Consider the following 22,187-nt stretch of genomic DNA (forward strand, 5'->3'; position numbering starts at 1 on the left):
GGGCGGCCCGGGGTCGTGGTGAGCCGGGGCTGCTGCGGGCCAGGGACGTGACGGGCCGGGCCATGACGGGGCCCGGGAGCCGAGAAGGGCCCGCGCGGTGCGCGACCTCGGGCGGATCGGCCCGGGCTGTGTGCTCAGCCGTAAGGGGGCGGGGCTGTGACGGGCCATGGCTGAAGCGGGCTGGCCCGGGTCGTGATGGGCCGGAGCTGTGACGGGCAGGCCGGGGCCGTAACCGGCCGTGACCGCGATGGTCGGGCCGGAGCCGTGACGGGCCACGCTGTTGCGGGCTGGCCAGGGGCGTGACAGGCCGGGGGCGTAAGGAGGGGCGCCGGGGCCTCGCCGGGGAATGGCCGCGGCGGACCACCCCGGGGGTGGTCCGCCGTGACATGACAGGACGTGCTGGCCCGCCGACCGGCCGGTCGGCATGGCGCGTGGACGTGCGCGGGGGCGCGGGTGGCGTGGTGTGCGCCGGGCGCGCTACTTCGTCGGCTTGCGGCCGGTGATCCCCAGGTGCACGAGCAGTGCCAGGCTCGGCTTCAGGTCGGCCTGTTTGACGCCCCAGCTCTGGAACCCCTTCTGGTGGGCGGAGACCGCCGCCAGCATCGCGACGAGCGAACCCGCCACGGCGGCAGGCTGGACGTCCTTGTCGTACCGGCCCTTGGTCTGGAGCTCCTTGATGGCGTCCGTCAGGGAATTGGTGACGGCGGTGAGGATCTTCATGCGGATCTTGTAGAACCGCTTGTCCCCCTCGGCCGCTCCGAGGTCGACCACGCGCAGAATGGCGTCGTGTTTGCGCCAGAAGGAGAGGAAGCCGTCGACCAGCTCGTCGGCGGCCGTGGTGCCGGACTTCCCGGCCCACGTGCGCCCGGCGACCAGATCGGTCAGGCTCGCGCCCTCCTTCGCCATCTCCTCGGCGATTTCGAGGACGGCGCCCTCCACATCGGGGAAGTACTGGTAGAACGTCGCCGGTGAGGTGCCTGCCTTACGGGCGACATCGATGACTTTGACGTCTCGGTACGGGGACGTGCTGAGCATCTCGCCGAGGCAGTCGAGCAGCTTCTGCCGCGTCGCCTGCCCGCGACGACCGGCCACCCGACCGTCGACGGTGCGTACTTGTCCTGTCATGCCGTCAGCTTACCGAGGGGTGATCGAAGCGCGATTCGACTGCGTGCAAATGGGGTTCGTGCGGGATGAGAGGGTTTGTGAGCCCTCCGCAGCAGCTCGGAATGGCTGATTCCGGCCCCATCCGAAGGCCTCTCGGGCGTCGTCAAGCCGTCAATTACCGCTCAGCCAAGCGGGTGAATCGTGTTATCAACAGGCTGTGGATAAGAATCGTGAATGACCCGGTCGGGGCTTGCCGGAGCGGGCCAAGGATTGGCCAAATATTTCGACTTTCGGAGCGGGCACCCGGGACGATCCCCCGTTAGCGTGGCAAATGCGGTAAAGGCCGCGAACGGTGAGGACGCGGGAGGACTCGGGTCATGGTCGCATGCGTGGAAGGCGTGCCCTGCTGGGCGGACGCGATGCTGCCCGACCTCGCGGCGGGCCGCCGCTTCTACGGCGAGCTGTTCGGCTGGACCTTCGCCGAGGGCGCCGCGGGCTACCGCCCGTACACCTGGGCCCGGCTCGGCGGGAAGGACGTCGCGGCGCTGGTGCCCAAGTCGGACGGCCGGATGCCCACCGTCTGGAACGTCTACCTGGCCACCGCGGACGCCGCCGCGGCCACCGCCCGTATCCGCGAGGCGGGCGGCCGGGTGATCGTCGCGCCCCGGTGGATCGACGACCTGGGCGTCATGGCGACGGCCGCCGACCCCGGCGGCGCGGTCTTCGGGCTCTGGCAGACCGGCAGCCACCCCGGCTTCGCCCGCCGGGACGAACCCGGCACCTACGGCTGGACCGAGGTCCACACCCGGAAGCCGCGGGTGGTGGACGCGTTCTACCGGACGGTCTTCGGATACGAGGCAGGCGAGACAAGGGAGACCGGTGAGGCCCGGTCCGGGCCTCGGCGGCCCGCCGATGTCCTGCTCTGGTCGCCGCGCGGCGACCCCACCGACCGCGCCCACGCCGTCGCCGGACGGGTCGTGATCGGTGAGCGGTACCCGGTCGAACTGCCCGCGCACTTCCTGACGTACTTTGTGGTGGCGGACTGCGATCATGCGTCGCGTACGGCCCAACGGCTGGGCGGACGGGTTCTCAATGGGCCCGAAGATACGCCGTACGGGCGTTTCGCGGTCCTAGCGGACAATCAGGGCGCGGTTTTCGCGGTCATCGACCCCTCGTCGCCGGAGTGAAGGAGCACGGGAGAACAAGGCGGGGCGGGGCTGAGAGCGGTCCGGCGGCCGGATGGTCGAACCGGATGGGCTCCGGCTCCGTATCGCCCGATGACACGACGAATTGCCCCCGGGTTCGCAACCGCCGCCTTCGCCAGAGAGAATGCAGGATGCGTGCCGCCGGTTGGTTTGTCGGTGAGACGCTGCACGGGGCTGTACTTTTTGGGGCCCCTACGGGGAGGTGGCAGGCAAGTGGTGGACCAGCTGACGCAGCACGATCCGAGGCGGATCGGTCCCTTCGAGGTGCTGGGCCGGCTTGGCGCGGGCGGCATGGGGCTCGTCTATCTGGCACGTTCGGCGTCCGGCCGACGGGTCGCGATCAAGACGGTCCGGACCGAGCTCGCCGAGGACCAGCTGTTCCGCGTCCGCTTCACCCGCGAGGTGGAGGCGGCCCGCGCGGTCAGCGGCTTCTACACGGCCGCGGTCGTGGACGCCGATCCGCGCGCCGCGGTGCCCTGGCTGGCCACGGCCTACGTCCCCGCGCCTTCCCTTGAGGAAATAATCAATGAGTGCGGGCCCATGCCCGCCCAGGCGGTGCGCTGGCTGGCGGCCGGGGTCGCCGAGGCGCTGCAGTCCATCCATGGCGCGGGCCTGGTCCACCGGGATCTGAAGCCGTCGAACGTGCTGGTCGTCGAGGACGGCCCGCGCGTGATCGACTTCGGTATCGCCTCGGGCGTCTCCAACACCCGGCTGACGATGACCAACGTCGCCGTGGGCACGCCCGCCTATATGTCGCCCGAGCAGGCGCGCGACTCGCGCAGCGTGACGGGTGCCAGCGACATCTTCTCGCTCGGCTCGACCCTGACCTTCGCGGCCACCGGACACGCCCCCTTCCACGGCGCGAACCCGGTCGAGACCGTGTTCATGCTGCTGCGGGAGGGCCCGGACCTGACCGGGCTGCCGGACGAGCTGCGGCCGCTCATCGAGTCGACCATGCAGATGGAGGCCGACCGGCGGCCGTCCCCGGCCGATTTGCAGTCGCAGCTGGCCCCGCATCTGTTCGCGTCCAACGCCGACGACAGCGGTACGGCCTCGGCGTGGCTGCCCGGCGGCGCGGTCGCGCTCATCGAGCGCAAGCGCAGCGGGCGCAACCAGGTGGCCCGATCCTCGCGGCCCCCGTCCGGTTCCTCCCGCCCCTCCGGGGGCGGCGGGGCCGGAAGCCCGGCCTCCGCTCCGCTGCCGCCCGAGCGGCCGCCCGCGCCGCCCTCGTACGCCCCCGCCGGGGCCGACGGGCGTGGCGGTGGGCGGCACGGGGCGCCCCCTGGCGGCTGGGAGCCGGTGGGCGATCCGCGCGGGGGCCTGCGGGCGCCCGACGCGGCCGGTCCGTCGAACGCGCTGAGCTCCATCGGCCCCGGGCGGCACGCCGCGCCGTCCGCGCAGCCGTCCCCGCAGCTGTCGCCGTCGCCCCAGCCCGCCCAGATCGCCCCGCACGCGCCCGCGCCCGCCCCGGCGCCCGCCCCTCTGTCCACCGGGACCGACGGGCCGGTCCGGCTGCACAACTCCCAGGTGGCCATCGGCCCCGGGCTGCACGCCGCCCTCACCCGCGACCCGCAGCCGCGGCACGACACCGGCCCCGCCACGGGCTGGGTGCGGCCGCCCAGCGGGCTGACCACGGGCGGGGTGAGCGGTGGCGAGGCCGCTGTCCCGCCGCCCTCCCACTCCCCGTCCACCGACGCGGCCGAGCCGCCGGGCGCGGCGGGCCACGGCCGCTGGCGCCCCTGGCGGTTCCGCATGTCGAACGACGTGTGGGGCACTCCGGCCGTCGCCGGAGACCTGCTCTATGTGACCTCGTTCGAGGTGCACGCGCTGGATGTGGGCTCCGGGCGGCGGCAGTTCAAGACCCGCGACGTGGCCTGGGCGATGGCCGTGGACGGCGGCCGTATCCACGCCTCCGACGGCCCCACCCTGTACGCGCTGGACGCGACGGACGGCTCCGAGCGGTGGCGGCTGTCCACGGACGGCTGGGTCTATTCGCTCAAGGTCGACCGCGGCACGGTCGTCACCGGCACCCGCGGCGGCGGCGTCCAGGCCTGGGAGGCGGCCAGCGGCGAGCTGCTGTGGGAGATGCAGGGCGTCCAGACCGACTTCGAGACGCCCGAGGCCGGTCCGGCCGTGCACGACGGCACGGTCTTCGTGTGGTCGGACGCCCGGCTGCGCGCGCTGGACGCGCGTACGGGCGTGGAGCGCTGGTCGTATCCGGTCGGCGACACGGCGTCCTGCGGCGGTGTGCCGCTGCGGCTGATCCCGGCGCCCGACGGGGCCGTGTACGTTTCGGCCGGTACCCGGGTGCTGTCGATCGACATCGCCCGCGGGGAGGTGCGGTGGCGTTTCGAGGCGCCCGCCGTCTTCCTGAGCGCCCCGGCGTACGCGCCGGGGCCCGCGGTGACCGGCGGCGGCATCTACATCGCCGACTATCTGGGCACGGTCTACGCGCTCGACGCCTCGAACGGCCGCGACCGCTGGCGCATCGCCACCGAGGCGCGCGGTTCGATCGAACCGGTCCTGGTGGCCGACGGCTCCGTCCATCTGGGCAGCGGCAGCGCCCTGTACACGCTCGACGCGGTCACCGGCACCCCCAAGTGGCGGTTCGCGGCGGGCGGCGAGGTCATCGGCTCCCCGGTCGTCGCCGACGGCCGCGTCCACTTCGGCTCGGCCGACCACTGCCTCTACACGGTCGACGCGGCGGGCGGCCAGCTCCGCTGGAAGCTGGCCACGGGCGGTGAGATCACCGGCTCGCCGGTGGCGGCGGGCGGTGTGGTGTACGCGTGCAGCAAGGACCGCTGTGTGTACGCCCTGGACGCGGTCAAGGGCACTGGTCAGTCGCGTCCCTCGGCCCGCGCGTGAAGGCTGTGTCCCTGACAAGCCCTGCTACCGTGATGCGCGTTCACTGACCTCCCGGGCGTCCCGGGAGGTCGCAGGTGTCAACGGGGGAAGTGGTTCATCATGCGGAGGGGTCTGCGATTCACCGCCGTGCTCATGGTGGTGCTGGTGGCTCTCACCGGCTTCAAGAGCAAGTCGCGCGGGAGCCGGGGGCACAGCAGCGGGGGCGGCTGCTCCAGCTCCAGCTCCAGCTCGCATCAGTCCGGTTCCGGTTCCGGTTCGAGCTCCGGCGGCTATTCCGACTCCGGTTCGGACTACGGCGATTCTGATTCCGGTACTGGTTCCGGCGGCTCCCGCTACCGCGACAACAACCGCTACGGCTCCACCCCGTCCGGCGGTGGTTCGGCCAGCGCGTCGCCGAAGGAGCCGGAGACGACCGTCGTCACCTGCGCCGGGCGGGACAAGAGCGGCGACCCGGCCGCCACGGTCAAGGTGCGCAACCGCTCGGGCTCGTCCGAGCTGTACATCGTCGACATGATCTTCCGCGACAAGAGCGGCGGCGAGGTGACCCGGGGCAGTGGGAACGTACGCGTCCCGGCGGGGCGGACCGAGAGCGTCCGAGTGCCGCTCGACGATCCGCTGGAGGCCCGGAACGTCGTGCGCTGCGAGGTCGAATCCGTCTACTGAGACCGGCGGCCGTAGTGACTTTGGGGTAGGTACCCCCGTTGGCTAGGGTGGCGTGCACTTGTCAACCAATCTCAGGTTGGCTTGATTGCAGCTTTTCCACGGGGGTAATTCCATGCAACGCCGTTCCTTGCGCCTGCTCGCCGTCGCCCTGGTCGGGCTTCTCGCGCTCACCGGATGCGGAAAGAAGAAGAGCCACGGCCTCGGCGGCGGCGACAACGGGTTCGTCTCCGGCGGTACCGGCGGAGACGAACCCGCGTCCGGCCCCAGCGGCCTGTCCAGCGACATCCCCACCGACCTGCCGAGCGGGCCTTCCGACCTGCCGTCGTACGGCGCCCCGACGCCGTCGGACCCGTACTCCTACTCCTCCTCCGCGCCGCCCACCTACAACCCGGACGCGACCAGCGAGACGAGCGGCACCAACTGCAGCTACGACCAGTCGACCAGCCAGTTCAAGTACGACATCACGGTCACCAACACCGACGCCACCCGCAGCTTCCGCTACTCGGTCAGCGTCAAGTGGAACGACTACGCGGACCAAGGGCTGCTCGGCTACGACAGCCAGGATGTGACCGTACTGCCCGGCCAGAGCGAGACGTTCACCGCCGCCGCGAGCTACACCATCACCCAGCGCACCCAGTACACCTGCCAGATCAGCCTGGCCAGCAAGACCACCACGAGCTGACTCACCGGGCACGAGCTCAACGGGCACCGGCTCACCGGGTACGGAAGCCGGGCGTGCGGGCCGCGAACAGCGCGGCCTGCGCGTCCGGCGGCGCATTCCCCAGGGCGATCAGCTCCGGGGCCCGGGCGAGCGCCTGGGACAGCGCCGCCTCCTTCGCCGCCCACAGCGCCCGTACGGTGCCCTGGACCGCCTCCGTCGGGTACGACGCGATGACGGCGGCGGCGCGCACCGCGGCGGCCACCGCCTCCCCCTGCGGCACCACCTCGCTGACCAGCCCCGTCTCGTACGCCCGCCGCGCCGAGACCCGCTCGGCCGTCCCCATCAGCGCCATCCGCGCGACCTCCCCGGCGGGCATGCGCTGCGCCATGTAGACGGCCTCGTACGCGCTGACCATCCCGTAGGAGGTGTGCGGGTCGAAGAAGGTGGCGGTCTCGTCGGCGACGATGAACTCGGCCTCGCCCAGCAGATAGAACGCCCCGCCGCACGCCATCCCGCCCACGGCCGCCACGACCGGTTTCCACAGGTCGTTCGCCTTGGGGCCGATGTCCCGCAGCGGATCGTCGATCGCGTACGGGGACGGCGGCTGCGGGACCGTGACCGTGCGGTCGATGCCGGTGCAGAACGCGCGCTCGCCCGCCCCGGTGAGCACCGCGGCGCGCACCGACTCCTCCCGGCGCAGCCGCCGCCATAGGGAGGTCAGTTCGGCGGCGGTCGCCAGGTCGATGGCGTTGTGCCGCTCGGGCCGGTCCAGGGTGACGACCGCGACCCCGTCGTCCCGGGTCTCCACCGCGATCGTCACGGCCGCTCCAGCAGCCAGCGCACCACGGTGGGCCCGTCGGCCGACCGGTCGGAGGGCATCGGGTGGAAGACGGCCCGCACGGGCGCCCCGATCCGTATCCGCGCCGGGTCGACGGAGTTGAGCGCGGCACCGGCGGATGCGACCAGGTTGCCCACCAGCCGGATGCGCGGCGCCTCGGCCAGTTCGACGAGGATCACGTTGTACGGGGCCTGTGCCGCGTAGGCGGGCAGCAGCGGCGGATGCGGCAGGACGTACGACCAGATCCGGCCATGCCCGCTCGTCCTTGTCCACAGGCTGTCGAAGGACTGGCAGTGCGGGCAGCAGGGCCGGGGCGGGAAGCGCGGTTCACCGCAGCCGGTGCAGGTCTGGACGCGCAGCTCCCCGCGGGCCGCGTAGGCGAAGAAGGGGGCGCCGTCCTCGTCGGGTACGGGACGGAGCAGCTCCAGCGGCTCGGTCGGCTCGGTCAGCTCGGTCATGGGTGGTCAACTCCTCAGCAGCAGGGCCGATGTGGGAACCCCCTCACCCGCCGTGACCAGGCAGGTGGCGGCGTCGGGGACCTGGGCGGTGCTGGTTCCGCGCAACTGCCTCACCCCCTCGGTGATGAGGTTGAAGCCGTGCACATACGCCTCGCTCAGCCCGCCCCCGCCCGTGTTGAGCGGCAGCCGCCCGCCCGTCTCCAGCGCGCCGCCCTCGGTGAACGCGGCGCCCTCGCCGCGCCCGCAGAAGCCGTAGCCCTCCAGGGACAGCGGGATCAGCGGGGTGAACGCGTCGTAGATCTGCGCCACGTCCACGTCCTGGGGGCCGAAGTCGGCGGTTTTCCACAGGTGGCGGGCGGCGGTCCAGGCGGGCCCGGTGAGCGGGTCGTCGTTCCAGTAGTTGACCATCCCGTGGTGCTGGGACGGCAGCCCCTGGGCGGCGGAGTGGACGTACACCGGGGGGCGGGCGCAGTCGCGCGCCCGCTCGGCGGAGACGACGACGCAGGCCAGCGCGCCGTCCGTCTCCAGGCAGTTGTCGAACAGGCACAGCGGTTCGCTGATCCAGCGGGCCGTCATGTACATCTCGCGGGTCAGCGGGCGGTCGTACATCATCGCGGCGGGGTTCTGGTTGGCGCGGTTGCGGCAGGCCAGCGCGACGTTGAAGAAGTGGTCGCGGGTGGCGCCGTACTCGTGCATGTAGCGGCGCGCCAGCAGCCCGATCTCGTCGGCGGGACGCAGCAGTCCGTACGGCCGGGTCCACTGGGCGGGGGTGGGCAGCTGGACGCGGGTGTTGGTCCAGGGCCGGGGCCCGCTGCCGCGTTTGCGGGAGCGCCAGGCCACTCCGACGGCCGCCTGCCCGGTGGCGATCGCGGCGGCCAGATGCGCGACGGTCGCGCAGGAACCGCCGCCGCCGTAGCCGACCTTGCTGAAGAAGGTGACGTCGCCCGCGCCGATCGCCTTGGCGACCTCGACCTCGTCGGTCTCCTCCATGGTGTACGAGGCGAAGGCGTCCACCTCGGAGGGAGCGATTCCGGCGTCGTCGAGGGCGGCCAGGATCGCCCGGCAGGCGAGGGTCTTCTCCGATTCGGGGAGGCGTTTGGCGAACGCGGTCTGGCCGATGCCGACGATCGCCGTCGCGTCCTTCAGGCCCATGGCCACCTCCGTACGTCGCGGTCACCGGTGCTGACAGCGGGGAAGGCTAGCGCTAATCTGACGGACTGTCAGTTTTAGATACGCGCGCAACTAAAATTTGGCGCCTGGCGGGAGACATCTCATGGCTCAGTGGCAGACCATCCCGGCGCTGATACGGTCCGCCGCCGAGCGCTACGGCGAGGCGACGGAGGCCGTCGTCGACGGCCGTACCCGGATCTCCTACGCCGAACTCGGCGCCCGCGTCGAACGCGCCGCGGCCGCGTGCGTCGCCTCCGGCGTCGAGCGGGGCGACCGGGTCGCGATCTGGGCGCCCAACACCACCGACTGGATCGTGGCGGCCCTCGGCGCGGTCACCGCGGGCGGCGTCCTCGTCCCGGTCAACACCCGCTTCAAGGGGGCCGAGACGGCGTACGTCCTGCGGCGCACCCGGGCCACCCACCTGTTCATCACCGGCACCTTCCTGGGCGCCTCGTACGTGGCGTCGCTGCGCCGGGCGACGGAGCGGGGGCCCGGCCAGGGCGTCCCGCTGCCGGGGCTGCCGTATCTGCGCGAGGTGATCGTCCTCGCCGGGGACGCGCCCGAGGACTTCCGCACCTGGAAGGACTTCCTGGCGGCGGGGGAGTCCGTGACCCCGGACGCGGTACGGGCCCGGGCCGACTCCGTGCGCCCGGCCGACCCCTCCGACATCACCTTCACCTCCGGCACCACGGGCGACCCCAAGGGCGTGGTGATCACCCACGCGCAGACCCTGCGGGTCTACGACACCTGGAGCGAGGTCACGGGGCTGACGCACGGCGACCGCTATCTCATCGTCAACCCGTTCTTCCACACCTTCGGCTACAAGGCGGGGATCATCGCCTGTCTGATGCGCGGCGCGACGATGGTGCCGCAGCCGGTCTTCGACGCGGAGACCGCGCTCGCCCGCATCGCCGCCGAGCGCGTCAGCGTCCTGCCCGGGCCGCCCACCCTGCATCAGGCGATCCTCGACCACCCGGCACGCGCCGCCCATGACCTGTCCACGCTGCGCCTGGTCGTCACCGGCGCCGCCGTCGTCCCGCTGGAGCTGGTGGAGCGGCTGCGCTCCGAACTGCGCGTCGCCACCGTGCTGACGGCGTACGGCCTGACCGAGGCGTCCGGCACCGTGACCATGTGCCGCCGGGGTGATCCGCCGGAGACCATCGCGGCCACCTCCGGCCGCGCCATCCCGGACACCGAGGTCAAGGTCGTGAGCCCGCTGGGCGAACCCCGCCCGCCGGGCGCTCCCGGCGAGGTCCTGGTCCGCGGCCACCACGTGATGCGCGGCTACTTCGAGGACCCGGTCGCCACCGCCCGTGCCATCACCCCGGACGGCTGGCTGCGGACGGGCGACATCGGCGTCCTCGACGCGGACGGCAATCTGCGGATCACCGACCGGATCAAGGACATGTTCATCGTCGGGGGCTTCAACGCCTATCCCGCCGAGATCGAGCGACTCCTCGCCCGCCACCCCGGTATCGCCGATGTCGCCGTCGTCGGTGTGCCGGACGCCCGCCTCGGCGAGGTCGCCAAGGCCTTCGCGGTCCGCCGCCCGGGCGCCGCCCTGACCGCCGACGGCCTGATCGCCTGGGCGCGCCGCGAGATGGCCAACTACAAGGTGCCGCGCCATGTGGAGTTCCTGCCGGAGCTGCCGCGCAACGCGAGCGGCAAGGTGCTCAAGCGCAGCCTGCGGGGCCGCCGGGCCTGACGCGACGACGCGGGGCCGAGCCGCATTCGGCTCGGCCCCGCGTCGTCGTCGCTCGTCGGCGCGTGGTCAGCCGTCGGTGTCCTGCGCCCCGGAGATGGGCTTGGAGGTGTCCGGGTGAGCGTCCTGCGCCGAGGCACCCGCACGGTCCGGGTGGGCGTCGGCCATCGCCGGAATCGCGGTTCCGGCGGCTATCGCTGCGGCGAAGGCGAAGGCGACGAGGGCCTTCTTCGAGTAGGTCATACCAACTCCTGAAGCTGCACGGGCGTTTGCTGAGTGAAACGCACGATTATTGATATGTGAATAAGTGTTCGACTGAATTGTCTGGAAGTCGTCGGTAAATGGCGCAACCAGCGACATGTGCGACTCACTGCGGCAGGGGCCGGTGTTGGTGGAATCCCCTCCGGCCCACCAACACCGGCCCCGCCTTGCCGTGTTCTGCCGGCGGTAGCCGACAGTCGTTACTTGGTCGCGCTGTCCGGGTGGCTGTCCAGCGCCCCGACGCCCGCCCCGTCCGGGTGGCTGTCGGCCTGGAGCGGCTTCGCGCTGTCCGGGTGGCTGTCCATCGTGCCGATGCCCGCGCTGTCCGGGTAGCTGTCGGCCGTCAGCGGCTTCGTGCTGTCCGGGTGGCTGTCGAGCGTTCCGATACCCGCGCCGTCCGGGTGGCTGTCGGCCTGGAGCGGCGACGGGCTGTCCGGGTGGCTGTCCAGTGGCCGGTAGGCGTCGGACGTGGGCTTCTTGTCCTGACTCACCAGGATCAACTCCATTGAACTCAGTCGGTTCGGGGTGCACAAGGCCCGTCCGGCGACTCCCCCGTGGGTCGCCGGACGGGCACACAAGGCCGCTCACCCTAACGAGGCAAGGAGTGGCCTCTTCACCGACCCGTCTGCCCCCCGCGGGGACGGATCGACAGCTATAAGGCTGCCGGTCCGGGATAAACGATTGATGAACGCGGCGCTGTGAACCTGCTACGCGGCCGCCAGGGGCGCCATCAGAGAACGAACTTCCTCCGCCTCCGCGGGGTTGTTCAGCTGCTCATAGATGGTCAGGGCCTCCTGCCAGCAGGCCCGGGCCCGGTCCGTCTGGCCCATCAGGTCCAGCGCCCTGCCCAGCACCTTCAGCACCGTGCCGCGGCGGAACTCACCGCCGACGAAGCGCAGCGCGAGCGCCTGTTCGGCATGGGTGGCCGCCTCCGGCGGGCGGCCTGCCGCGAGGTGGGTCTCGGCCAGCCGGGCGTGGGTGGAGCCTTCCCAGAGCCGCTGCCGGTTCTCGCGGAACAACGCGAGCGCCTGCGTCAGCTGGTCCAGCGCCTCGTCGTACCGCCCGGCCTGGTGGAGGGCGATGCCCAGGGCGAAGCGTCCGTTGGCGACCCGCAGGGCCAGCCCCAGGCTGCTGTAGATCTCGACGCCCTCGGCGGCGAGTTCGATGGCGCTGTCGGTGTGGCCCATCGCCGAGTGTGCCCGGGAGATGTTGCACAGGGCGCCGGCGATGCCCGGCCGGTTGTCATCGGCGCGGAAGGCGTCGAGTGCCTGACGGAAGTACGCCTCGGCGTCCTCGTACCGCTTCTGGTAGAGCGCGATGATGCCGCGTTCGTTGGGCACCTCGCAGCCGGGGATCGGGTCCTCGGCCGCCAGGGCGAGCCGCATGGCCTGCCGCCCCTCGTACTCACCCTGCTCGTACCGGCTGGTCATCCAGTGCAGATGGGAGAGGGTGAAGCGGGCACGGCCCTCCGCGCGCGGGTCCCCGGCGCGTTCCCCCGCGTCCCGCACTGTCTGGGCCGCCGCCTCGTACTGCCGGGAGTTGGCGCCGGACTCGCCCAGGTCCTTCGCCGCCACCAGGAGGTCGGCCGCACGGCGCAGCGTGTCTCCCGTGGCCGACTGCTGGATGCCGGCCAGCAGGCAGTGCGCCTCGGTGAAGATCCAGTCGAGCGCGGCCGCCGAGTCCCGGAAGTCCAGCCCGGGGTACCGGGTCGGCTCCAGGTGGTCGACCAGGCGGTCGCCGGGGCGGGCCAGGGCGAAGACGCGGGCGGCGGAGGCGAGGTAGAAGTCCAGCAGCCGCGACAGCGCGGCGTCGCGCTCGGCCGGGGGCATCTCGTCCCGTTCCGCGACGGCACGCGCGTAGAGCCGGACGAGGTCGTGGAAGCGGTAGCGGCCGGGGGAGGCGGATTCCAGGAGGCTGGTGTCGACCAGGCCCTCCAGCAGGTCCTCCGCGTCGTCGGTGTCCATGTCCAGCACGGCCGCCGCCGCGGCGAGCGAGATGTCCGGGCCGTCGGCCAGGCCCAGCAGCCGGAAGGCGCGGGCCTGTTGCGGTTCGAGCTGGCCGTAGCCGAGTTCGAAGGTGGCCTTGACCGCGAGGTCACCGGCGCGCAGCTCGTCCAGCCGCCGCCGCTCGTCGGCGAGCTTGCCCGCCAGGGCGGAGACGGTCCAGGTGCGGCGGGAGGCCAGCCGGGAGGCGGCGATGCGGATGGCCAGCGGCAGGAAGCCGCAGGCCGCGACGGTGTCCATGGCGGCGTCCCGCTCGGCGGCGACCCGCTCCTCGCCGACGATGCGGGTGAAGAGGACGAGCGCCTCGTCGGGGCTCATCACATCGAGGTCGACCAGGTGGGCGCTCTCCAGGTCGACCATCCGGTGGCGGCTGGTGATCAGCGCCGCGCAGCCCGGGGTGCCGGGCAGCAGCGGGCGCACCTGGGCGGCGTCGCGCGCGTTGTCCAGCAGGGTCAGCACGCGGCGGCCGTCCAGCAGGGAGCGGAAGAGCGCGGCGCGGTCCTCGACGCCGTCGGGGATGGCGTTGTCGGCGGTGCCCAGGGCGCGCAGGAAGGAGCCCAGCACCGCGCCGGGGTCGGCGACCAGGGGGCCGGAGCCTTGCAGGTCGACGTAGAGCTGGCCGTCCGGGAACTGCTGGCGCGCGGCGTGCGCGACGTGCACGGCCAGGGTGGTCTTGCCGACGCCGCCGATGCCCGCGACCGCTGACACGGCCATGACACGCCCTTCGGCGGTGGCGAGCTGGTCGCTCAGTTCCTTGATGAAGGGGGCCCGCCCGGTGAAGTCCGAGACCGTCGCGGGCAGCTGCGCGGGGCGTACGAAGCTCGCGGCGCCGCCGCTCGGCTCCTCGGCGGCGTGCGCGGCGACGGCCAGTTCGGCGTCGGCCTCCAGAATGCGCTGGTGCAGCGCGGACAGCTCGGGGCGCGGGTCGACGCCCAGCTCGTCGGCGAGCAGCCGCCGGGTGTCGGCGTAGACGGCCAGCGCCTCCGCCTGCCGCCCGCTGCGGTACAGCGCCAGCATCAGCAGCTCCCGCAGCCGCTCGCGCAGCGGGTACGAGGCGGTCAGCGCGGTCAGTTCGGAGACTGCCTCGGAGTGGTGGCCCAGCTCCAGGTCCAGGTCGAGCCGGGTCTCGACCAGGGAGCGGTGCCACTCGTCCAGCCGGGTGCGCTGGGTCTCCGCGTACGGGCCCGGCACTCCGGCCAGCGGTTCGCCGTCCCACAGGTCGAGCACCTTGTTGAACAGCTCGCGGGCCCGCGTGCGGTCCCCTGAGTGCTGCGCCTTCTCCGCCTCGGCCGTCAACTGCTCGGCCACGTCGGTGTCCAGGGCGCCCAGGCCGATCCGGATCGCGTAGCCGCCGGATTCGCTCACCAGGATTTCGGAGTCCGGCCCGAACGCCTTGCGCAGCCGCGAGGCGTACGTGCGCAGGGCGGCGATCGCCGCTTCCGGCGGCTCGGTGCCCCACAGGCCGTCGACCAGCTCGGGCGCGGTCGCGGTGCGTCCGCCGCGCAGCAGCAGCGCGGCGAGCAGCGCGCGCTGCTGCGGTGAACCGGTGCTGATCTGGTCCTCGCCCCGCCAGGCCCGAACGGGGCCGAGCACGGTGAAGTACAAGTGCTGTCCCGGCACTCGCTCCCTTTCGCCGTCCATGGTCTCCCCCTCGCCTGTCCTGCCCAGTCGCACGGGCCAGTTTGCCTTGTCAACGCCTTCCGCGTCAGTAGGGCCCCCACGTCCTCCACAACCCCGCCATAGTTGTCCGAAGTACCCATGGTGCGTGGCGCGGCCCTTGTGCCGGGAGGGTGTTTCCGGGGACGCGGAAGAACGCACGGCGACGTCGCGGAGACGCCGGGGCGAACCGGACCCTCCGATATCCGTCACCTCGACACCTGTATCCGTACCTGTATCCGTCACCTCGATACCTGACGCCCCGATAACTGACACTCCGTCAGATCGGCGCTACCGTGAATGACATGGAGAGCTTCCCGAAGATAATCTCGGTGGACGATCACACGGTCGAGCCCCCTCACGTCTGGCGGGACCGCCTCCCGTCGAAGTACCGCGACACCGGCCCGCGTATCGTCCGGGCGCCCCTGAAGGAGATGACCTTCGTCGGCGGCAAGTTCGCCCCGAAGATGGGCGCGCCCGGCGACGACGGGCCGATCGCCGACTGGTGGGTGTACGAAGATCTGCACCGGCCCCTCACCCGGCTCGACACCGCCGTCGGCTGCGACCGCGACGAGGTCCGGCTGGAGGCCATCACCTACGAGCAGATGCGGCCCGGGTCCTACGCGGTGCCCGACCGGCTGGCCGACATGGACGTCAACCATGTGCAGTCCGCGCTCTGCTTCCCGACCTTCCCCCGCTTCTGCGGGCAGACGTTCACCGAGGCGGACGACCGTGAGCTGGGGCTGCTCGGGGTGCGCGCGTACAACGACTGGATGGTGGAGGAGTGGTGCGGCCCCGAGGCGCGGGGCCGTCTCATCCCGCTGATCATCATCCCGCTGTGGGACGCCGAGCTGGCCGCCGCCGAGGTGCGGCGCAACGCCGCGCGCGGGGTGCGCGCCGTCTGCTTCTCGGAGATCCCGCCGAACCTCGGGCTCCCCTCCGTCCACACGAACGCCTGGGACCCCTTCTTCGCGGCGTGCGACGAGACCGGCACGGTCATCGCCATGCACATCGGCTCGTCCTCCCGGATGCCCTCGACCTCCGCCGACGCGCCCCCGGCGGTCGGTTCCACCATCACCTTCGCCAACTGCTGCTTCTCGATGGTCGACTGGCTGATGAGCGGCACGTTCGAGCGCTTCCCCCGCCTCAAGATCATGTACGCGGAGGGCCAGATCGGCTGGATTCCGTACATCCTGGAGCGCGCCGACGTGGTCTGGGAGGAGAACCGCGGCTGGGGCGGCGTCGCCGACAAGGTGCTGCGGCCGCCGTCCGAGCTGTTCGCCGAGCACGTCTACGGCTGCTTCTTCGACGACGCGTTCGGGCTGCGCAACCTCGACGCGATCGGGGTGGGCAACGTCCTGTACGAGACGGACTACCCGCACTCCGACTCGACCTGGCCGAAGTCCCGGGAGGTCGGCGAGGCGCAGATGGGGCATCTGGCGCCGGACGTGGTGGAGCGGATCGTCCGGGGCAACGCGATCGAGCTGCTGGGGCTGACCGCCGAGGGGCTCTGGGCCGGGCCGGGGGCCTGAGCCCCGGGCCACGGCGCGGAATCGGGGGCGTGTTCACTCAGGGGCAAGGAAGAGGGCACTGCTGGTCAATGACACCCCCGGGGCGCTGCGGCAGGGTTGAGATGTGGCGCCCCGCCCCGCCTCGTCCGACGAGGCGCGGGGCCGGGTTCCGTGTGTGCCGGACGCTACGGGGGTGCGTCCGGTACACCAGACTTGAGTGCCAGCTGCCGGTAGTCGCTCGGCGGTATGCCGTACGCGGCGCGGAACGCGCGGCTGAAGACGGCGGGATGGGAGAAGCCCCGACGCGAGGCGAGTTCGTGGACCGGGGCGGCGGACAGCCCGGGGTCGGCGAGGTCCCGCCGGGTGCGGTCCAGGCGCTGCTGCCGGACCCAACGGGAGACGGTGGTGTCCTCGTCCCGGAAGAGCCGGTGCAGATAGCCGACGGAGATGTGGTGCGCGGCGGCGATGGCGGCCGGGGTCAGCTGCGGGTCGTGCAGGTTCCGCTGGATGAAGTTCTTCACGCGCAGGGTCAGGGTGTGCCGGTTGGTCTCCGGCGGCAGCGCGCTCTCGGCCTCGATGGCGTGGGCGAGCAGGCTGGACGCGAGGTCGACCAGCACGTTCCCCAGGCGCGGCCCGTCGGAGAGGCGGTACGCGCCGTCGTCCGAGGCCAGCCGGGTGAGGAACCCGCCCAGCAGGGCGCCGATCCCCTCGTGCCCGGGGATGGGGCGGGCGAGCAGCGGGTCGATCCGGTCGTAGGGGAGGGGGATCATCGCCTTCGGTATCTCCAGGCCCACACCGGCGGGGGATTCGCCGTACGCCACGCAGTCGTACGGCCGTGAGGTGTCGACGACGTACAGGCCGTCGCGGACGAACGCGGTCTCCTGGCGGGCCTGGGAGACCTGGAGGTTCCCCTGTACGAGGAAGGAGAAGTGGTACAGCTCGGGGTCCGACTGACGGATGAGCTTCGGCGTCCGCCGGAAGCGCATCGGGTGGAACTTCGTGGGCCACACATGGGCGGCGCCGAGTTCCAGGACACGTGCTTGGCCCTGGAAGTCACCGGTGTGGTCGCTGCTCATCTCCATGGGCGCGACGAGGTTCGTCATCTGCTCGCGCCAGTAGTCGAACCGGTCCGCCTGGGGGATGTCGTCGCACCGGAACACCGTCTCGATCATCAAGTGTCCTCATGTCTGCCCTCAGAAGGGGGAAGGGCGGGCGTGGCCTGGGACCGACGTCGTCCGTACGCTAACACCACCCTTGTCTGATGGGCCGTCAGGTATCACGATGGCGGTCCACCGACGAGGAGGCCCGGTATGCGCGTCCTGCCCCGGGGCCGGTTGAGCTACGGCATGCAGCTGCCGGTCCAGTCACAGAGCACCCTCTACGCCGAACCGTGGGAGGAGGCCGCCGGTCCGGCCGATCTCGTGGCCATCGCCCGAGCCGCCGACCGGTCCGGCTTCGCCTACATCGCCGTCTGCGACCACGTGGCCATCCCACGGCGGCTGGCCGACGCGATGGGCACCGTCTGGTACGACCCGGTCGCCACCCTCGCTTACCTCGCCGCGGCCACCGAGCGGGTGCGGCTGCTCAGCCATGTCGCCGTCGCCGCGCTCCGGCACCCCCTGCTCTCCGCCAAGCAGTACGCGACCCTCGACCACCTCTCCGGCGGGCGGCTGATCCTCGGGGTCGGCGCCGGGCACGTACGCGAGGAGTTCGACGCGCTCGGCGTCGACTTCGACGCGCGCGGACCGCTGCTCGACGAGACGGTCGACGCGCTGAAGGCGGCGCTGGGGCCGGAGGAGTTCGCCGACTTCCACGGTGAGCACTTCACGTACCGGGGCCTCGGCCAGGCCCCGCGCCCCGCCCAGACGCCGCGCCCCCCGCTGTGGGTGGGCGGCTCGTCCCCCGCCGCGCTGCGCCGGGCCGCCGTGCGCGGCGACGGCTGGCTGCCGCAGGGCGACCCGCGCGACCGGCTCCCCGCGCAGATCGCCCGGCTGCGCGCGCTGCGCGAGGCGGCGGGTATCGAGGAGCCCGCCGAGATCGGCGCCATCGCCGAGCCGCTGTACGTGGGCGATCCGGCCTGGCGCGTGGGGCGCCGCACGCTCACGGGTGAGCCGGAGCGGCTGGCCGAGTCCCTGCGCGCGTACGCGGCCATGGGCGTGGACCAGATCCAGGTGCGGTTCCGCAGCCGGAGCCGCACCGAACTGACCGACCAGATGGCGGCCTTCGCGGCCGGTGTCGCTCCCCATCTCAATCCTTGAGGAGATCGCCATGGGCAAGCTGGACGGACGCGTCGTGATCGTCACGGGTGCGGCGCGCGGGCAGGGCGAGCAGGAGGCGCGGCTGTTCGCCGCCGAGGGCGCGAAGGTGGTGCTCGCGGATGTGCTCGACGACCAGGGCGGGGCCGTTGCCGAGGAGCTGGGCGGGGAGTCCGCCGCCTACGTCCATCTGGACGTGAGCCGCGAGGACGACTGGGCGGCCGCCGTGACGTTCGCGAAAGACACCTTCGGCACGCTGGACGGGCTGGTCAACAACGCGGGCATCCTCCGCTTCAACGAGCTGACCAGCACTCCGCTGGAGGAGTACCTGTCCGTCGTCCAGGTCAACCAGGTCGGCGCGTTCCTCGGCATGCGCGCGGTCGCGCCCGAGCTGGCGGCGGCGGGCGGCGGCACGATCGTCAACACCGCCTCGTACGTCGCCCTCTCCGGGATGGCCCTGCTGACCTCGTACGCCGCCACCAAGGCGGCCATCGTCGGGATGACCCGGGTGGCCGCGATGGAGCTGGCGGGCAAGGGGATACGGGTCAACGCGGTGTGCCCCGGCGCGGTCGACACCCCCATGAGCAACCCGGCCCGGCTCGACCCCGGCGCGGACCCCTCGGAGGTGGCCGAGGCGTCGGAGGCGGTGAACGGCCTCTACCGCAAGCTGATCCCGATGGGCCGCATCGGCCGTCCCGAGGAGGTCGCCCGCCTCGCGCTCTTCCTCACCTCGGACGACTCCTCGTACATCACCGGCCAGCCGCTCGTGGCCGACGGCGGCTGGCTGAGCGGCGTCTCGGTGTTCTAGGCCGTGTTCTAGTCCGTGGCCCTTGACGGTCCACCGTCCCGGTGCCATGGTCGGATTCAAATCTGACGATACGTCAGATTGCTTGTTACTGGAGGCGGTGACCCCCTTGGAATTCGGACTGTTCGTACAGGGATACGTGCCGGAGCGCCGACGCCGCACCGACCCCGAGGCCGAGCACCACGCCCTCATCGAGGAGACCGAGTACGTCATCCAGGCCGACCGGTCCGGCTTCAAATACGCGTGGGCCTCCGAGCACCACTTCCTGGAGGAGTACTCCCACCTTTCCGCGAACGACGTCTTCCTCGGCTACCTCGCCCACGCCACCGAGCGCATCCACCTCGGCTCCGGCATCTTCAACCCCCTCCCGCAGGTCAACCACCCCGTCAAGGTCGCCGAGAAGGTCGCCATGCTCGACCACCTCTCCGGCGGCCGGTTCGAGTTCGGCTCGGGGCGCGGCGCGGGCAGCCACGAGATCCTGGGGTTCATACCGGGCGTCACCGACATGAACTACACCAAGGAGATCTGGGAAGAGACCATCGGCGAATTCGCCAAGATGTGGCTGCGGGACGAGTACCCGGGCTTCCAGGGCAAGCACTGGTCGCTGCCGCCCCGCAAGGTGCTGCCCAAGCCGTACGGCACCGGCCACCCGGCCATGTGGTACGCGGCCGGGTCCCCGTCCTCGTACGCGATGGCGGGCGCCAAGGGCCTCGGCGTCCTCGGTTTCTCCATCCAGAAGGTCTCGGACATGGAGTGGGTCCTCGACTCCTACAAGAACGCCGTCAAGGACGCGGAACCGGTCGGCGGCTTCGTCAACGACAACGTCATGGTGACCTCGACCGCGATCTGCGCCGAGACCCACGCCAAGGCGGTCGAGATCGCGCTCGGCGGCGGCCTCAACTACCTCCAGTCGCTGCTCTTCCGCTACCACGACACGTTCCCGCGCCCGGACGGCGTCCCGGAGTGGCCCGAGCTCCTCCCCGAGTACACCGAGGAGATCATCGAACTGCTCATCGCCGAGGAGCTGATGATCTGCGGCGACCCGGACGAGGTCCTCCGGCAGTGCGAGCGGTGGGAACAGGCGGGGGCCGATCAGCTCTCCTTCGGGCTGCCGATCGGCATCGGCTACGAGGACACCATCAACACCATCAAGCTCATCGGCGAGCACGTCATCCCGAAGATCGACACCGACCCGGTGCACCGCACGACCCGCTTCCGCCAGGCCGGCTGACCCCCTGAGCGCAGCCGCCAGAAGGGACCCACCCGTGCTCGACCACCTCATCAAGGGCGCGACCGTCGTGGACGGCGCGGGCGCGCCCGGGTACACCGCCGACGTCGGCCTGCGGGACGGCCGGATCGTGGCCGTCGCCGAGCCGGGCACAGTCGGTGAACCGGCCCGCACCAGCGAGGACGCCACCGGGCTCGTCCTCGCCCCCGGCTTCGTCGACCCGCACACCCACTACGACGCCCAGCTCTTCTGGGACCCGTACGCCACCCCCTCCATGAACCACGGCGTCACCACCATCGCGGGCGGCAACTGCGGCTTCACCCTCGCCCCGCTCAACCCCGAGCGCCCCGGCGACGCCGACTACACCCGGCGCATGATGAGCCGCGTCGAGGGCATGTCGCTCGTCGCCCTGGAGGAAGGCGCGCCCTGGAACTGGCACAGCTTCGGCGACTACCTCGACTCCCTGGAGGGACGGATCGCCGTCAACGCGGGCTTCATGGTGGGGCACTGCGCGCTGCGCCGCCACGTCATGGGCCCGGACGCGACCGGCGGCCAGCCCACCCCCGGCCAGCTGGAGCAGATGCTGCTCCTCCTCCACGAGGCGATGGACGCGGGCGCGTGGGGGCTGTCCACCACCCAGTCCTCCACCCACGCCGACGGGGACGGGAAGCCGGTCGCCTCCCGGCACGCCGCGCCCGGCGAACTCCTCGCCCTGTCCCGGGCCGTCGGCGAGCACGAGGGCACCCAGATCGAGGCCATCGTGGCGGGCTGCCTCGACCAGTTCGCGGACGAGGAGATCGACCTGCTGGTGGAGATGAGCGCCGCCGCCGGACGCCCCCTCAACTGGAACGTCCTGACCATCGACGCCGCCGTCCCCGAGCGCGTCCCGCGCCAGCTCCAGGCGAGCGAACGGGCCCGTAAGGCGGGCGGCCGCATCGTCGCCCTCACCATGCCCATCCTCACCCCGATGAACATGTCGCTCGGCACGTTCTGCGCGCTCAACCTCATCCCCGGCTGGGGCGACATCCTGGGCCTGCCCATCCCGGAGCGCATCGCCAGGCTCCGCGACCCGGCCGTACGGGAGGAGATGCTGCGCCGCGCGCACAGCCCCGAGGCCGGGGTCTTCCGCCGCCTCGCCGACTTCGAGCGGTACGTCATCGGCGACACGTACAGCGACGCCAACGCCGGACTCACCGGCCGCGTCGTCCGCGACATCGCCGCCGAGCGCGGACAGGACGCCTTCCACACCCTGGTGGAGGTCTGCGCCGCCGACGGGATGCGTACCGTCCTGTGGCCGATGCCGACCGACAACGACCCGGCCAGCTGGGAACTGCGGCGGCGGACCTGGGAACACGAGGACGTCATGCTGGGCGGTTCGGACGCGGGCGCCCACCTGGACCGCATGTGCGGCGCCCCGTACACCACCCGCTTCCTCGGCGACTGCCTGCGCGGCCGCGGGCTGGTCCCGCTGGAGCGGGCCGTGCGGATGCTCACCGACGACCCGGCCCGGCTGTTCGGCCTGCGCGAGCGCGGCCGTATCACCGAGGGCTACCACGCCGACCTCGTCCTCTTCGACCCCGAACGGATCGACGCGGGCCAGGCGAAGCTGGTCCACGACCTGCCCGGCGACAGCCCCCGCCTGGACTCCCGGGCGGCGGGCATGGTGAGCGTCCGGGTCGGCGGCGTCGAAACCATCCGCGACGACGAGATCACCGGCGCGATACCGGGCAGAGTCCTGCGCTCGGGCCGCGACACCCGCAGCGTGTCGACACGTGGCTGAACCGGTGCGGCGCGAACCGGTG

At 71.9% G+C, this 22,187-nt stretch carries 18 protein-coding genes; 10 read left to right on the plus strand and 8 right to left on the minus strand.

The window, feature by feature from the left end; translation table 11 throughout:
* Positions 1-477: 477 nt before the first annotated feature.
* Positions 478-1,125 carry a TetR family transcriptional regulator gene (locus ABZ370_RS26445; RefSeq protein WP_358625454.1) on the minus strand — a complete coding sequence of 216 codons (648 nt, stop codon included), beginning with the start codon at positions 1,123-1,125 and terminating at the stop codon, positions 478-480.
* 356 nt (positions 1,126-1,481) lie between these two features.
* On the opposite strand from ABZ370_RS26445, the gene ABZ370_RS26450 reads away from it, so the two are divergent.
* From ABZ370_RS26450 to ABZ370_RS26465, 4 genes are all read left to right on the plus strand, one after another.
* Positions 1,482-2,291, plus strand: a complete 810-nt coding sequence (locus tag ABZ370_RS26450; RefSeq protein WP_358625456.1) for a VOC family protein — start codon at positions 1,482-1,484, stop codon at positions 2,289-2,291.
* Positions 2,292-2,522: 231 nt separating this feature from the next.
* Positions 2,523-5,174 (plus strand): PQQ-binding-like beta-propeller repeat protein, encoded by a 2,652-nt coding sequence (locus ABZ370_RS26455; RefSeq protein WP_358625458.1) that lies wholly within the window; start codon positions 2,523-2,525, stop codon positions 5,172-5,174.
* Positions 5,175-5,273: 99 nt separating this feature from the next.
* Positions 5,274-5,837, plus strand: a complete 564-nt coding sequence (locus tag ABZ370_RS26460; protein WP_358625460.1) for a hypothetical protein — start codon at positions 5,274-5,276, stop codon at positions 5,835-5,837.
* A 112-nt stretch (positions 5,838-5,949) separates the two neighbouring features.
* Entirely contained in the window at positions 5,950-6,519 is a 570-nt protein-coding gene (locus tag ABZ370_RS26465) for a hypothetical protein (RefSeq protein WP_358625462.1), read from the plus strand.
* Positions 6,520-6,550: 31 nt separating this feature from the next.
* Here the strand turns inward: ABZ370_RS26465 and ABZ370_RS26470 are convergent, their stop codons facing one another.
* Genes ABZ370_RS26470 through ABZ370_RS26480 form a run of 3 tightly spaced genes read right to left on the minus strand, consistent with a single transcriptional unit; the run spans position 6,551 to position 8,946 of the window.
* Positions 6,551-7,318 carry an enoyl-CoA hydratase/isomerase family protein gene (locus ABZ370_RS26470; RefSeq protein WP_358625464.1) on the minus strand — a complete coding sequence of 256 codons (768 nt, stop codon included), beginning with the start codon at positions 7,316-7,318 and terminating at the stop codon, positions 6,551-6,553.
* Positions 7,315-7,794, minus strand: a complete 480-nt coding sequence (locus ABZ370_RS26475; RefSeq protein ID WP_358625466.1) for an OB-fold domain-containing protein — start codon at positions 7,792-7,794, stop codon at positions 7,315-7,317. The genes ABZ370_RS26470 and ABZ370_RS26475 overlap by 4 nt, the downstream gene beginning before the upstream one ends.
* A gap of 6 nt (positions 7,795-7,800) precedes the next feature.
* Positions 7,801-8,946, minus strand: coding sequence for a lipid-transfer protein (locus ABZ370_RS26480; RefSeq protein WP_358625468.1), 1,146 nt, complete (start codon positions 8,944-8,946; stop codon positions 7,801-7,803).
* A gap of 121 nt (positions 8,947-9,067) precedes the next feature.
* On the opposite strand from ABZ370_RS26480, the gene ABZ370_RS26485 reads away from it, so the two are divergent.
* On the plus strand, positions 9,068-10,669 hold the full coding sequence (locus ABZ370_RS26485; protein ID WP_358625470.1) for a FadD3 family acyl-CoA ligase: 1,602 nt from the start codon (positions 9,068-9,070) through the stop codon (positions 10,667-10,669).
* Between the two features lie 66 nt (positions 10,670-10,735).
* On the opposite strand, the gene ABZ370_RS26490 is transcribed toward ABZ370_RS26485, so the two are convergent.
* The 3 genes from ABZ370_RS26490 to ABZ370_RS26500 form a co-directional block, all read right to left on the minus strand.
* Entirely contained in the window at positions 10,736-10,909 is a 174-nt protein-coding gene (locus ABZ370_RS26490; RefSeq protein ID WP_358625472.1) for a hypothetical protein, read from the minus strand.
* 218 nt (positions 10,910-11,127) lie between these two features.
* Complete coding sequence (locus tag ABZ370_RS26495; RefSeq protein ID WP_358625474.1) at positions 11,128-11,418, minus strand: hypothetical protein; 291 nt, start codon at positions 11,416-11,418, stop codon at positions 11,128-11,130.
* A 216-nt stretch (positions 11,419-11,634) separates the two neighbouring features.
* Complete coding sequence (locus ABZ370_RS26500; protein ID WP_358625475.1) at positions 11,635-14,571, minus strand: BTAD domain-containing putative transcriptional regulator; 2,937 nt, start codon at positions 14,569-14,571, stop codon at positions 11,635-11,637.
* 320 nt (positions 14,572-14,891) lie between these two features.
* Between ABZ370_RS26500 and ABZ370_RS26505 the strand changes: the two genes are divergently transcribed.
* The gene (locus ABZ370_RS26505; protein WP_358625477.1) at positions 14,892-16,118 is read left to right on the plus strand and encodes an amidohydrolase family protein; all 1,227 of its coding nucleotides are present in this window, start codon (positions 14,892-14,894) and stop codon (positions 16,116-16,118) included.
* A gap of 164 nt (positions 16,119-16,282) precedes the next feature.
* Here the strand turns inward: ABZ370_RS26505 and ABZ370_RS26510 are convergent, their stop codons facing one another.
* Positions 16,283-17,269, minus strand: coding sequence for an AraC family transcriptional regulator (locus ABZ370_RS26510; RefSeq protein WP_358625479.1), 987 nt, complete (start codon positions 17,267-17,269; stop codon positions 16,283-16,285).
* 138 nt (positions 17,270-17,407) lie between these two features.
* Between ABZ370_RS26510 and ABZ370_RS26515 the strand changes: the two genes are divergently transcribed.
* The 4 genes from ABZ370_RS26515 to ABZ370_RS26530 all read left to right on the plus strand — a co-directional run bounded on the left by ABZ370_RS26515 (position 17,408) and on the right by ABZ370_RS26530 (position 22,165).
* Positions 17,408-18,355 carry a TIGR03619 family F420-dependent LLM class oxidoreductase gene (locus ABZ370_RS26515; RefSeq protein WP_358625481.1) on the plus strand — a complete coding sequence of 316 codons (948 nt, stop codon included), beginning with the start codon at positions 17,408-17,410 and terminating at the stop codon, positions 18,353-18,355.
* 10 nt (positions 18,356-18,365) lie between these two features.
* Positions 18,366-19,160 carry an SDR family NAD(P)-dependent oxidoreductase gene (locus ABZ370_RS26520; RefSeq protein WP_358625483.1) on the plus strand — a complete coding sequence of 265 codons (795 nt, stop codon included), beginning with the start codon at positions 18,366-18,368 and terminating at the stop codon, positions 19,158-19,160.
* A gap of 106 nt (positions 19,161-19,266) precedes the next feature.
* Positions 19,267-20,388 carry an LLM class flavin-dependent oxidoreductase gene (locus ABZ370_RS26525; RefSeq protein ID WP_358625562.1) on the plus strand — a complete coding sequence of 374 codons (1,122 nt, stop codon included), beginning with the start codon at positions 19,267-19,269 and terminating at the stop codon, positions 20,386-20,388.
* 34 nt (positions 20,389-20,422) lie between these two features.
* Complete coding sequence (locus tag ABZ370_RS26530) at positions 20,423-22,165, plus strand: D-aminoacylase (RefSeq protein ID WP_358625485.1); 1,743 nt, start codon at positions 20,423-20,425, stop codon at positions 22,163-22,165.
* The last annotated feature ends 22 nt before the right edge of the window (positions 22,166-22,187 follow it).

This window comes from Streptomyces sp. NPDC005962 (assembly GCF_040629205.1).
Lineage (GTDB): Bacteria > Actinomycetota > Actinomycetes > Streptomycetales > Streptomycetaceae > Streptomyces.

Bases quoted from the DNA above. Each gene is read 5' to 3' on its own strand.
- ABZ370_RS26445 (WP_358625454.1), bottom strand. From the start codon at position 1,125: ATGACAGGACAAGTACGCACCGTCGACGGTCGGGTGGCCGGTCGTCGC.
- ABZ370_RS26450 (WP_358625456.1), top strand. From the start codon at position 1,482: ATGGTCGCATGCGTGGAAGGCGTGCCCTGCTGGGCGGACGCGATGCTG.
- ABZ370_RS26460 (WP_358625460.1), top strand. From the start codon at position 5,274: ATGCGGAGGGGTCTGCGATTCACCGCCGTGCTCATGGTGGTGCTGGTG.
- ABZ370_RS26465 (WP_358625462.1), top strand. From the start codon at position 5,950: ATGCAACGCCGTTCCTTGCGCCTGCTCGCCGTCGCCCTGGTCGGGCTT.
- ABZ370_RS26475 (WP_358625466.1), bottom strand. From the start codon at position 7,794: ATGACCGAGCTGACCGAGCCGACCGAGCCGCTGGAGCTGCTCCGTCCC.
- ABZ370_RS26480 (WP_358625468.1), bottom strand. From the start codon at position 8,946: ATGGGCCTGAAGGACGCGACGGCGATCGTCGGCATCGGCCAGACCGCG.
- ABZ370_RS26485 (WP_358625470.1), top strand. From the start codon at position 9,068: ATGGCTCAGTGGCAGACCATCCCGGCGCTGATACGGTCCGCCGCCGAG.
- ABZ370_RS26490 (WP_358625472.1), bottom strand. From the start codon at position 10,909: ATGACCTACTCGAAGAAGGCCCTCGTCGCCTTCGCCTTCGCCGCAGCG.
- ABZ370_RS26500 (WP_358625475.1), bottom strand. From the start codon at position 14,571: ATGGACGGCGAAAGGGAGCGAGTGCCGGGACAGCACTTGTACTTCACC.
- ABZ370_RS26505 (WP_358625477.1), top strand. From the start codon at position 14,892: ATGGAGAGCTTCCCGAAGATAATCTCGGTGGACGATCACACGGTCGAG.
- ABZ370_RS26510 (WP_358625479.1), bottom strand. From the start codon at position 17,269: ATGATCGAGACGGTGTTCCGGTGCGACGACATCCCCCAGGCGGACCGG.
- ABZ370_RS26515 (WP_358625481.1), top strand. From the start codon at position 17,408: ATGCGCGTCCTGCCCCGGGGCCGGTTGAGCTACGGCATGCAGCTGCCG.
- ABZ370_RS26520 (WP_358625483.1), top strand. From the start codon at position 18,366: ATGGGCAAGCTGGACGGACGCGTCGTGATCGTCACGGGTGCGGCGCGC.